Annotated in this window: 16 protein-coding genes; 7 read left to right on the plus strand and 9 right to left on the minus strand. The window is 40.4% G+C overall.

Features of this window, described 5'->3' with window-relative positions:
• Positions 1 to 8 precede the first annotated feature (8 nt).
• From ptsN to ACFI34_RS15965, 9 genes are all read right to left on the minus strand, one after another.
• Positions 9 to 461 (minus strand): PTS IIA-like nitrogen regulatory protein PtsN, encoded by a 453-nt coding sequence (ptsN, locus tag ACFI34_RS15925; protein ID WP_058551044.1) that lies wholly within the window; start codon positions 459 to 461, stop codon positions 9 to 11.
• Between the two features lie 4 nt (positions 462 to 465).
• A complete protein-coding gene (gene hpf / locus ACFI34_RS15930; protein ID WP_006792096.1) occupies positions 466 to 753 on the minus strand; it encodes a ribosome hibernation promoting factor in 288 nt (95 codons plus the stop codon).
• 26 nt (positions 754 to 779) lie between these two features.
• Complete coding sequence (locus ACFI34_RS15935) at positions 780 to 2,279, minus strand: RNA polymerase factor sigma-54 (protein WP_462674200.1); 1,500 nt, start codon at positions 2,277 to 2,279, stop codon at positions 780 to 782.
• Positions 2,280 to 2,348: 69 nt separating this feature from the next.
• Positions 2,349 to 3,074, minus strand: a complete 726-nt coding sequence (gene lptB / locus ACFI34_RS15940) for an LPS export ABC transporter ATP-binding protein (protein WP_462674201.1) — start codon at positions 3,072 to 3,074, stop codon at positions 2,349 to 2,351.
• Complete coding sequence (gene lptA, locus ACFI34_RS15945; protein ID WP_462674202.1) at positions 3,071 to 3,607, minus strand: lipopolysaccharide transport periplasmic protein LptA; 537 nt, start codon at positions 3,605 to 3,607, stop codon at positions 3,071 to 3,073. Before lptA ends, lptB begins: the two co-directional genes overlap by 4 nt.
• Positions 3,597 to 4,151, minus strand: a complete 555-nt coding sequence (gene lptC / locus ACFI34_RS15950; protein ID WP_462674203.1) for an LPS export ABC transporter periplasmic protein LptC — start codon at positions 4,149 to 4,151, stop codon at positions 3,597 to 3,599. The genes lptA and lptC overlap by 11 nt, the downstream gene beginning before the upstream one ends.
• Entirely contained in the window at positions 4,148 to 4,699 is a 552-nt protein-coding gene (gene kdsC / locus ACFI34_RS15955; protein ID WP_006792101.1) for a 3-deoxy-manno-octulosonate-8-phosphatase KdsC, read from the minus strand. Before kdsC ends, lptC begins: the two co-directional genes overlap by 4 nt.
• Positions 4,700 to 5,671: a KpsF/GutQ family sugar-phosphate isomerase gene (locus tag ACFI34_RS15960; protein WP_462674204.1), complete on the minus strand. Its 972-nt coding sequence runs from the start codon at positions 5,669 to 5,671 to the stop codon at positions 4,700 to 4,702. It abuts the gene before it with no gap.
• 3 nt (positions 5,672 to 5,674) lie between these two features.
• Positions 5,675 to 6,643 (minus strand): calcium/sodium antiporter, encoded by a 969-nt coding sequence (locus ACFI34_RS15965; RefSeq protein WP_462674215.1) that lies wholly within the window; start codon positions 6,641 to 6,643, stop codon positions 5,675 to 5,677.
• Positions 6,644 to 7,024: 381 nt separating this feature from the next.
• Between ACFI34_RS15965 and ACFI34_RS15970 the strand changes: the two genes are divergently transcribed.
• Genes ACFI34_RS15970 through murA form a run of 7 tightly spaced genes read left to right on the plus strand, consistent with a single transcriptional unit; the run spans position 7,025 to position 11,690 of the window.
• Positions 7,025 to 7,840: an ATP-binding cassette domain-containing protein gene (locus ACFI34_RS15970; protein WP_074210176.1), complete on the plus strand. Its 816-nt coding sequence runs from the start codon at positions 7,025 to 7,027 to the stop codon at positions 7,838 to 7,840.
• Positions 7,840 to 8,619, plus strand: a complete 780-nt coding sequence (gene mlaE / locus ACFI34_RS15975; RefSeq protein ID WP_006792105.1) for a lipid asymmetry maintenance ABC transporter permease subunit MlaE — start codon at positions 7,840 to 7,842, stop codon at positions 8,617 to 8,619. Before ACFI34_RS15970 ends, mlaE begins: the two co-directional genes overlap by 1 nt.
• A 14-nt stretch (positions 8,620 to 8,633) precedes the next feature.
• Complete coding sequence (gene mlaD, locus ACFI34_RS15980; RefSeq protein ID WP_006792106.1) at positions 8,634 to 9,182, plus strand: outer membrane lipid asymmetry maintenance protein MlaD; 549 nt, start codon at positions 8,634 to 8,636, stop codon at positions 9,180 to 9,182.
• A gap of 5 nt (positions 9,183 to 9,187) precedes the next feature.
• Positions 9,188 to 9,868, plus strand: a complete 681-nt coding sequence (locus tag ACFI34_RS15985) for an MlaC/ttg2D family ABC transporter substrate-binding protein (RefSeq protein ID WP_462674205.1) — start codon at positions 9,188 to 9,190, stop codon at positions 9,866 to 9,868.
• Positions 9,861 to 10,154 (plus strand): STAS domain-containing protein, encoded by a 294-nt coding sequence (locus ACFI34_RS15990; protein ID WP_006792108.1) that lies wholly within the window; start codon positions 9,861 to 9,863, stop codon positions 10,152 to 10,154. The genes ACFI34_RS15985 and ACFI34_RS15990 overlap by 8 nt, the downstream gene beginning before the upstream one ends.
• Before the next feature lie 5 nt (positions 10,155 to 10,159).
• A complete protein-coding gene (locus ACFI34_RS15995; RefSeq protein WP_006792109.1) occupies positions 10,160 to 10,417 on the plus strand; it encodes a BolA family protein in 258 nt (85 codons plus the stop codon).
• 13 nt (positions 10,418 to 10,430) lie between these two features.
• On the plus strand, positions 10,431 to 11,690 hold the full coding sequence (gene murA, locus ACFI34_RS16000; protein ID WP_462674206.1) for a UDP-N-acetylglucosamine 1-carboxyvinyltransferase: 1,260 nt from the start codon (positions 10,431 to 10,433) through the stop codon (positions 11,688 to 11,690).
• Positions 11,691 to 11,727 lie beyond the last annotated feature (37 nt).

Here is an 11,727-nt window from a genome sequence, read left to right on the forward strand (position 1 = left end):
TAAATTTATTAAGATTGGTCAACAATAATTTGATACAGCTCGGCGTCCGATTTAGCACAGCGTAGCTGCTTGCAAAATTCTTTATTTTTTAGTTTATCAGCTATCGTTGCTAGCGTCTTTAAGTGTTGCTGGTTATCACCATCAGGTACGATGAGTGCAACAAAAATATCAACAGGTCGATTGTCTATAGCATCAAAGTTAATCGGTGTTTCACTTACTAACACCAATGCTAAAGGTTCTTGTGCGCCGCTCATTCGACCATGTGGAATAGCTATGCCTCTTCCTATTCCTGTGCTACCTAGCTTTTCGCGAGTTAACAAGGCGCCTAAAATATCCTGTTGAGACAAATACGGTAATTTATCGTGAGCAAGCTCGCTAATAAACTCTAAAATTCTTTTTTTACTATTAAAAAGGACCGCAGCTTTGCTGCAGTCCTGGCATATAAGTGAACTTAGTTTCATCATATTAGTGTCGAGCAAGCTTCTCTTTGTGTTTAATGACTTGACGGTCAAGCTTGTCAATCAGTGAATCAATCGCTGCATACATATCTTGATGTTCAGTGGATGCGAATAGTTCAGCACCACTTACATGAATAGTTGCTTCTGCTTTTTGATTTAATTTTTCTATATCAAGAATGACATGAACATTATTAATATGATCAGAGTGCCTTTCTAGCTTCGCAAATTTGGTATTTATATAGTCTCTTAATGAATCAGTTAGTTCTACATGACGACCAGTTAAATTTAGTTGCATAAGCATTACCCTCTTTGTTTAGCGTCTTAAATCAGGCTCTTTCGCTGATTTGACGGTGGAATAGCAAGAGATTCGCGATATTTTGCGATTGTACGTCTTGCTACTTTAATTCCTTGCTCAGCCAATATATCCGCAATTTTGCTATCACTCAATGGTTTTGCTGAGTTTTCTGCTGCGATTAATTTTTTAATAAGTGCACGTATCGCTGTAGATGAACATTCCCCACCATTTTCGGTGCTTACGTGGCTTGAGAAAAAGTATTTAAGCTCAAATATTCCACGCGGTGTGTGCATATACTTTTGAGTAGTTACACGCGAAATTGTTGATTCGTGCATTTCTACCATTTCGGCAACATCATTTAAAACCATAGGTTTCATGGCTTCTGGGCCGTGTTCAAAAAAGCCTTGTTGTTGCTTTACAATACAGTTTGTCACTTTTAAAAGCGTGTCGTTTCTGCTTTCTAAACTTTTTATAAACCATTTAGCTTCTTGTAAATGTGAGCGAATAAATTGGCTATCACCGCTCGATTTAACTGTACGCGACATTGCAGCATACTGACTGTTTACACGAATTTTTGGCATGCTGTCTGGGTTTAGTTCAACTACCCAGCGGCCTTTAATTTTCTTAACCGACACATCAGGTATTACATACTCAGACTCTTCTCGCACTATTGTGTCTGCAGGCTTTGGATTAAGCGTATGAATAAGTGTCATTACTTCTTTAAGCTCATCTTCTTTGAGCTTCGTTTTTTTCATTAATGTACGGTAGTCGCGAGCAGCTAACAAATCTATGTGCTCGGTTAAAATCATTTTTGTTTCATCAATAAAAGGGGTGCCTTTATCAAACTGATTTAACTGAATACATAAACATTCTTGTAAGCTTCGTGCTGCAATACCCACTGGGTCAAATAGCTGAATGCGCTTTAAAACCGCCTCTATTTCATCAAGTTCAACCTCAACGTCATCGTCGTTATCTTGATTAAAGCTCTCTAAAATCTCTTCGCAACTGAGTGTCAGTATGCCTGAATCATCCACCGCTTCAACTATTGCAATAGCAATGGCTTCATCTGTAGGGCTAAATGGCGTTAATTGTAATTGCCACATTAAGTACTCGTGAAGCGTTTCAGTTGATGCGCCCTGATATATAGACTCATCTTCAGGCATTGGGCCTGAAGAGGATGCAGGGGCTGCACTCATGTACTCATCCCAGCTAACGTCCATTGCCATGTCGTCACTTACGGTATCTTTAGCAAGGGCTTCACCACTGTCTTGTTCGAACTCGCTGGGGGCTTCATCGGCAGATGCGCTTACTGTAACTTCATCGTTATCCGCTTTTTGCTCATTTTTGCCCGCAAGGTCATCGGCATAGTCTTGCTCCTCAACCTCAAGTAATGGGTTGCTGTCGAGCGCTTCTTGTATTTCTTGCTGAAGATCCAATGTGCTTAATTGCAGCAAGCGAATAGCCTGTTGCAACTGAGGTGTCATTGTAAGTTGCTGGCCCATGCGCAGCTGTAGTGATTGCCTCATGTATCTCTAACAATCCTTTTAAGTTGTTATAATTAATACTAGCAGATGCTTATAAATAAGGCGTAAATGTTACAGCCTAAATTGCTCGCCTAAATATACATCGCGTACAGTTTTATCATTTAATACGTGTTCAGGGGTACCAGAAGCAATCAGTTCCCCATGAGAAACAATGTAGGCTTTTTCACAAACATCAAGGGTTTCTCTCACATTGTGGTCTGTTATTAATACGCCAATACCACGGTTTTTTAGGTGTTCAATAATTTTTTTAATATCTAATACTGAGATAGGGTCAACACCGGCAAATGGTTCGTCTAACAAAATAAACTTTGGATCTGCAGCTAAAGCACGTGCAATCTCCACTCTACGACGTTCTCCGCCCGATAATGCCATACCTTTGCTGTCGCGAATGTGTTGAATGCTAAATTCATCTAATAGATTATTCAGTGTATCTTCTCTGGCTTGCTTAGTGAGCCCCTTTCGAGTTTCTAAAATAGCCATTAAGTTTTGATACACCGTTAGCTTTCTAAATATAGACGACTCTTGTGGTAAGTAGCCAATGCCTAATCTAGCACGACTATGCATAGGTAAAAGCGTAATATCATTCTCGTCGATAGATATTTTGCCTTTGTCGCTAGGGACTAAGCCTACAATCATGTAAAAGGTTGTTGTTTTACCTGCGCCGTTTGGCCCAAGCAAGCCTACAATACTGCCAGCTTTAACTTCTAAGCCCACATTTTTTACAACTTCACGGCCTTTGTAGCTTTTGGCTAGTAGCTCTGCTTTTAATGTACTCATGGTTGGCCTTTGTCATTTTTTTTAGGCTCCACAGGCACTAAGATAGTGTGTACACGGTCTGTTGAACTTTCATCTTTTTCGGCGCTAATAAGCTGCTGTTCTATATCATAGGTAATGCTTTTAGCATTCATTTTTTGCCCAGCTTGAGATATCTCTGCATCTCCAATTAATGTTAAAAAACGCGTTGAAACATCGTACCTAACTTCATTAGCGCTGGCGCTCATTATTGTGCCGTCGGCTTGTTTTTCTTCAAAATATGCAGGTGTACCTGTGGCAATTAACAGTTGCTTGTTGTCGCCTAGCTCATCGCGCTTGTGAACCTCAAGGCGGTCTGCGGTAATTTTTCTGTCGCCATGAATAATTTCAACATTTTTTTCGAAGATACCTACGTTTTCTTTTAGTTGACCCTCTTGTTTATCCGCACTAATCGAAATCTGATTTGCAGAAAGTGGCGCTGTTGGTTCAGCGGCATTAGTACCTAATGCAAGTAAAAATGTTGGAATAATAAAGAGTGTTGATAGTTTATTGGTCATAATAAATAGTTCGCGTATGGTTAATTAATTTTATCACTTCGGTTTTTAAATCGGCTTCTAAGCCTTTACCGGTGATTTTTAAATTGGGCCCAGTAATAATGACAGGCTGCTCTGATTGCATCGTTAGTAATTTTATATCTACCTGAATGTTATCAGCATTAATTTTATCTATCATTGCGTTATCAGTTAAATTACTAGCAACAACGTTACCTTCTAATATTAATTGTCTGCCTTCGTATAATGTTGCTTCATTAGCGTTAATACGCCATGTTTGTTTGTTGTTGTATAGCGTAAAAATAGGTTCATCAAAAAAGGTAAACCCTAATTCTTGATATAGCTCCATTCGCGCTGCCGTTACTTTATGGCTGATTTTCCCATTTTCGTCATACGCTGTTTGTTTTAGCTCTATGGCTGTGTAATCGGGCTTTGCAATTATGTCTGCTTCGGTTTGTTGTGGTAAATTTACTTGTGTGAAATAAGGGTACCAAAGCCAAACCATACAGCTGATGAATAAAACGCTTAATATTATGCGCGCAGCATTCATGAACTAGTCCCTTTTGTGGTCAAAGGTTTGTTATTTTCAAGCATTAGTAGGTCGGTAAGTTCTCTCACGGCACCAAAGCCACCCAGCATTTGTGTTGTATAATGTGCTAAACGTTTTATAAGCGGATGGGCGTCATTCACAGCAACGGCAAACCCTACTAACTCCATCACTGGCATGTCTGGGCCATCATCACCAATGTAGGCAATTTGCTCATCATTTAAATTGAGCTTTGTTTTTAGTTCTTCGTAAGCGAGTAACTTATTTTCTTGGCCTTGATATATGTGTTGTACTGTTAGGCTTGTCATACGTTGTTGTACTATTTTTGAGTGGCGTCCAGTAATTACCGCAACTTCAAAGCCGCTATTAATAAGCGCTTTAATGCCAAAACCATCTTTTGTATTAAATGCTTTGAGCTCTTCACCTTGGTTACCCAAATAAATGCGACCATCAGAAAACACACCATCAATATCACAAATAAGTAGCTTTACTTTTTTTGCACGTGCTTTTGCGTCTTCACTCAATGGTTGATAGAGCTCTTCAAATTGCATTTATAATACTCCTGCTTTTAGTAAGTCTTGCATATTTAATGCACCGATAGGGTGGTTTTGTTCATTAACGATGATTAAACCATTAATACGCTTTTGCTCCAAAATATTAAGTGCTTCAGCGGCCAAAATATCTTGCGTTGCCGTTGTGCAGGATTTGGTCATTACAACATCTATTTGTGTTGTATGTATATCAATTCTTTGTTCTAAAATACGGCGTAAATCACCGTCGGTAAAGAGCCCTACAAGTTGCTGCTGAGAATCAACTATAGCTGTCATGCCTAGGCCTTTTGCTGACATTTCTATCAGTGCATCCTTTATAGTTTGAGTAACATTAATAATAGGTGTGTTTTTACCGCTATGCATGACATCTTTTAGGGTCAGTAGTAAACGTTTACCTAAACTGCCGCCGGGGTGAGATAGCGCAAAGTCATCAGCTGTAAAACCGCGGGCTTCTAACAGTGCAACCGCCATGGCATCGCCCATTGCAAGTGTTGCTGTTGTGCTTGCTGTAGGTGCTAAGCCTAACGAACAGGCTTCTTTTTGTACTTTTATGCAAATATGTACGTTTGCAAGCGTTGCCATTGTTGAGCTAGCGTTGCCTGTCATGGCTATCATTTTTGCGCCAAGGCGTTTCAAAACGGGAATTATATTGAGGACTTCGCTTGTTTCACCAGAATTAGAAATTAGCATAACCACATCATTTTTAGTGATCATACCTAAGTCGCCATGGCTTGCCTCACCTGGGTGTACAAAAAATGCAGGGCTGCCAGTACTTGCTAATGTAGCCGCTATTTTATTACCAATATGACCTGACTTTCCCATGCCTATAACAATAGTTCGGCCTTGGCAGTCGTATATTAACTGACATGCTTGATGAAAATTTTCATCCACATATTGTGCAATATCACTCAATGCTTGGCGCTCTATGTCTAATACACGTAGGCCTTGTTCAATAAAATTTAGCGTTGCCATTACTTACCCTACTTGACTGAAAATATACCCTTGATAGCCTAAAAAAGCGATTAATAATAAGCCGCCTTCTACTCTATTGATGCGTTGAGCACCTCTAAAGTTCAATGACATGATAATAAGCGCAACCGTGGCACCAATCATAAAAAGTATGTCGCGGTTAGCAACCGACGGGTCAATAATAGAAGGGTTAATAATGCCTGCGAAAGGCAGCACAGCAAGAATATTAAAAATATTAGAGCCAACAATATTACCCAGTGCTAAGTCATCTTCATTTTTTAGCACACCTGCAATTGAAGCTGCAAGCTCAGGCAAGCTAGTACCTATTGCAATAATTGTTAAGCCAATGACTAAATCGCTTAGGCCAAAATATTTCGCGATATCGACCGCTGATTCTATTAAAAAATGTGCACTGACAGGGAGTAATACCATACCAATAACTAACCAAATTACTGCTTTTTTTGTTGGTACGTCATTGGGTACTTCATCACATGCTTCTGATACAAATGGGTCTGTTTGATTTTTAGCACGTAGCGAAACAATAATCAGCCCGCCAATAAAGACGACAAAACCAATTAATAAGGCAACCCCTTCAGCAAGCGAAAAGTAGTTATCTGAAAAAATATACCAAGTAGCTAGAGATACGATAAGCACTAACGGGATTTCACGTTTTAATGTACTGGAAGAAACGCTAAGAGGCCTAAATAAAGCGGTAATACCTAATACCAGTAGAATATTTGTGATATTTGAGCCAATTGCGTTACCTACCGCTGTGTCTGTTTTTCCAGCTAATGCAGCAGAGGCTGATACCATCATTTCAGGTGCTGATGAGCCCATGGCAACAACAGTCAAACCAACAATTAAGGTTGGTACGCCAAAGTTTTTAGCCAGTGCGGCCGCACCATAAACAAACCTGTCAGCACTCCAAACTAGGGCTGCAAAACCAAGAATCAAAATAACAAACGAGGTAACCATTGTATTAAGCCAGTTATTCAAAATAGGAATGGCGCGAATAGTAACAAATGCCACGATGAAAGTATAAATAAAAGAGTAAGGTCAACTACGTAGACTAATTCATTTTACTAAATTAATTAGTCGGGGCTGTTAGGCTTTCAGTATTAAAGTTTTGCTGATGTATGGGGAATAACTACACCACCAGGTACTGACTTGCCAAAATTCTAAATAGGTTGCTGAAAATTTAACCTTAATAGGTAACAGACCCCAGTTTAAGTGTTGGTTAAGTGAAGATGAGTGAGTCTTAATGTGTGTTTTAAACGTACATTACAAAATCTTACGAATTGTTTTTTCCATATTGGATCAAAAAGATTTAAAATAGGGGCACTAGTGAACATTTTTATGGAGAGCGACTTGTCGCAATCAATAGTAGAAGTCAAGGATGTTAGCTTTTCCAGGGGCGATAGGGTCATATATAAAAATATGAGCTTTAGTGTGCCTAAAGGCAAAATCACTGCGATTATGGGGCCAAGCGGTATTGGTAAAACCACGATGTTGCGTTTAATTGGTGGTCAATTAAAACCTGATTCGGGTGATATTTTATTTGAAGGTGGCAGTATTCCTTCCATGACGCGTTCAGAATTATACGAAGCGCGTACAAAAATGAGCATGCTATTTCAAAGTGGTGCCTTGTTTACCGACATGTCTGTGTTTGACAATATTGCTTTTCCGATTCGTGAGCACACAAAACTAAGTGAAGATCTTATTCGTTTAGTGGTGTTAATGAAGCTGCAGGCTGTGGGTTTACGCGGAGCTAAAGATTTAATGCCCTCAGAGTTATCAGGTGGGATGGCAAGGCGTGCTGCTCTTGCTCGCGCAATAGCGCTCGATCCAGAGCTCATCATGTATGACGAACCGTTTGCTGGCCAAGATCCTATCTCAATGGGCGTGCTTGTAAAGTTAATTAAATCGCTCAATCAAGTATTAGGTTTATCGTCTTTAATCGTGACCCATGATGTAACTGAAGTAATGAGTATTGCCGATCACGTTATTATTATTGCCGATCAGGGCGTGATAGGCTCAGGTACGCCAGATGAAATGCGCAATCATGAATCTGAGCTAGTTCAGCAATTTTTAAAAGGTTTGTCTGATGGTCCTGTGCCATTTCATTTCCCCGCGCAAGCCTATGCAGATGAGTTGCTTGGAGAAAAAGCCTAATGTTGGATTTGTTTCAAAAGTTAGGGCATAAAACTCTGGGTCGCTTTGCTGCCCTTGGTCGCTCAGCTTACATGTTGTTCAGCGCACTCGCGCATGTTCCTAATTTTAAAAAAGGCACTCCGCTGCTTGTTCGCCAGCTTTATATGGTGGGTTCGCAGTCGCTGCTTATTATTATGGTATCGGGCTTGTTTATCGGTATGGTACTCGCATTGCAAGGCTACACCGTATTAGTAGGGTATGGTGCTGAAGATAGCTTAGGGCCACTTGTAGCATTGAGTTTACTGCGTGAGCTAGGCCCTGTAGTTACTGCGCTATTATTTGCTGGGCGTGCAGGTAGTGCACTTACCGCAGAAATAGGCCTAATGAAAGCCACCGAACAACTCTCATCATTAGAGATGATGGCAATTGATCCACTTAAACGTATTATTGCACCTCGCTTTTGGGCTGGTTTTATTAGCATGCCTTTACTTGCAATTATATTCTCTGCCGTTGCAATTATAGGGGCTCATTTAGTCGGGGTTGATTGGTTGGGTGTAGATACAGGTAGTTTTTGGTCAATTATGCAATCGCAAGTGTCGTTTCAGGCTGATGTACTAAACGGCATAATTAAAAGCTTTGTATTTGCAATAGTGGTTACTTGGATTGCACTTTACAAAGGTTATGACTGTGTTCCAACGTCGGAAGGGATCAGCAAAGCAACTACCGAGACAGTTGTACATTCGTCATTGGCCGTTTTAGGTTTCGACTTTATTTTGACAGCGGTAATGTTTACCAGCTAATTAGGGTATAAATAATGAATTCACGGAAATTAGAAATTTTAGTTGGCTTTTTTGTAGCACTTGGCATTTTAGCTTTTGCTATGTTAGCACTTAAAGTAGCGAATGCAGGTATTAGTGGCTCAGGCGAAACCTATTCACTGAATGCAAAGTTTGAAAATATTGGCTCATTAAAAGCACGAGCCCCTATCAAAGTAGGTGGTGTGGTAATTGGTCGCGTTGAGTCAATTTATGTTCATCCAAAAGAGTTTTTACCTGTGGTTGATATGACTATTGATGCGCAATACTTATGTCGTTTTTCAGATACAAGCTCTATATCCATACTTACATCGGGTATTTTAGGCGAGCAATACTTAGGTATAAATCCAGTTATTGCTTCTAGTTCAGCTGAACAGCGCTGTTTAGGTGAAACAGTAACCAACAATGAACAAGATACAGCAATTGATGATTTATTTGGCGTAGAAAGTAAGGCGTTAGGTAATGGGGATTCAATTATTGATACTAAGTCTGCCATTGTGCTAGAAGAATTAATTGGGCAGTTTTTATTCAACCAAGGTAGTGAGTAATTATTATGTTGAAAAAGTATTTAGCTATTATAACGCTTAGCGCATTGAGCCTAATGCAAACGGTGAGTGCTGCAGAAGTAAAGTTAGACGATCCAAATAAAATGGTGCGCAAGGTATCAGAGCATACATTTGACCGAATCAAAAAAGATCAACCATTGATTGTTAAAGATCAAGAGTATCTACGCGTTATCGTTGAAGAAGAGTTAATGCCCTATATTGATTATAAATACGCAGCACTGCGTGTATTAGGAAGTGAAGTATCTAAAGTACGAGCTATTACAGATGATGCTGAAAAAGCACAAGCAATTAAAGACATTCAGCGCTTTATTGGCGTGTTTAGAGAGTATTTAGTTGCTACGTATGCAGGTGTATTTACCCAATATACTAACCAACACGTTGAATTTGGTGCACCTCAACCATTTAAAGGTCAGGAAGTGGTTGTAGTAAAAACAAAAATTATCGAAGATGGTAAGCCAGATATTCGCATTGATTTTAAAGTGCGTGAAGATCGCAGTGGGCAGTGGCGTGCATACGACATGATTGCTGAAGGTATAAGCTTGTTAGATGCTAAGCAAAGTGAGCTACAAGGTATTCTGCGCCAGCAAGGTATCGACAAGGTAAGTGACCTTTTAGAGCAAAAAAGTAAGCTTCCAGTTCAATTTAGAGGCAGTAGCTCGAATGACTAAATTGGCGATAAGCCAAATTGATGATCAACAGTTTCGAGCGAGCGGCGAGCTCTCTCGAAATTCAATTGGCGATGAACAACTTCTGAACAAGCAGCTACAAACTAAGCATAAAACCATCTATTTTGACCTAAGTGGGGTGTCAAGGGTTGACACAGCCGGCTTAGCTTGGTTAATTCACTCTTTTGCAGAATTAAAGCAGCAAGGTATTCGCCTTGAATTGCAAAATCCACCTGAGCAATTGCAAAATTTAATGCAATTGGGTCAAGTTACAACCCTATTTGAGTGAGAGTTATGGAAACTAGCCAAGTCGAAACATTATTACGCGAAGAACTTCAATTAGCAGAAGTTCATGTAAAAGCCAATGGAAGCCATTATGAAGTTGTTGCCGTGGGTGAGTGCTTCGACGGTTTAAGCCGAGTTAAAAAGCAACAGCTAGTATATGGTCCACTAATGAATACTATTTCAGACGGTACTATTCATGCAGTTTCTATTCGTGCTTTTACACCGACTGAGTGGAAACGTGAACAGAAATTTATTTTACCGCAATAAATAGGGCCCCCTAATGGATCAATTTGTTATTCAAGGTGGCACTTCACTTGCTGGTGAGGTGACTATCTCTGGTGCTAAAAACGCAGCACTGCCTATTTTATTTGCCTCACTTTTGGCCGATGGTAAAAGTACATTTACCAATGTGCCACGCTTACGCGATATTGTAACTACTGAAGCTTTGCTAAAAACATTAGGTGCAGATGTAAATTGGCAGGGTGATACCCTCGTCATAGATGGTGCAACTGTTGATAAAACGTTGGCCCCATACGATTTAGTAAAACAAATGCGCGCGTCTGTATTAGCATTAGGGCCTTTAGTTGCTCGCTTTGGTGAGGCACAAGTTTCATTGCCAGGCGGGTGTGCTATTGGTGCTCGCCCTGTTGATATTCATATTCAAGGCATGGAACGTTTAGGTGCGCAAATTAGCGTTGAAAATGGCTACATCAATGCAAAAGTGGATGGTCGCCTTAAAGGCGCTGAGATCTTTATGGAGATGGTCAGTGTAGGCGCAACCGAGAACTTGCTGATGGCAGCAGCGCTGGCCGATGGTAAAACAGTACTTGAAAACGCAGCCCGTGAACCTGAAATTACCGATTTAGCAAATTGCTTGATTGCAATGGGTGCTAAAATTACGGGCGCTGGAACGAGCCGTATTGAAATTGAAGGCGTAGAGTGCTTATCCGGTTGTGAACATAAAATTTTACCGGATCGCATTGAAACAGGTACGTTCTTAGTTGCTGCAGCAATGGCTGGTGGTGAAGTATTGTGTAAAAACACAGACTTTCATTCACTTGAACCAGTTATTGAAAAACTGCGCGCGACAAATGCCTTACTTGAAGTTAAAGACGATTCTATTTATCTAGATATGCGTGGTCGTGAGCTTAAAGCGGTGAATGTTAAAACCGCGCCGCATCCAGGGTTCCCAACCGATATGCAAGCTCAGTTTACTGCACTTAATGTAGTGGCTAACGGCAGTGCGACAATTACAGAAACTATTTTTGAGAACCGTTTCATGCATGTGCCTGAGTTACAGCGCATGGGCGCAAACATTCGCTTAGAAGGCAACACAGCAATATGTGGTGAGACTAAAAGTCTTTCTGGCGCTCAAGTTATGGCTACGGATTTACGAGCATCAGCAAGCTTAATCCTTACAGGGATTGTAGCGCAAGGTGAAACAGTTGTTGATCGTATTTATCACGTTGATAGAGGGTATCAGCGTATTGAGGATAAACTCAGCGCGCTAGGCGCGAACATAAGACGTAAAGCAAGCTAACATGTTTAAATGCTGGTCGGTGTGATTACACCGACCT

The organism is Pseudoalteromonas sp. PSi26 (assembly GCF_054960575.1).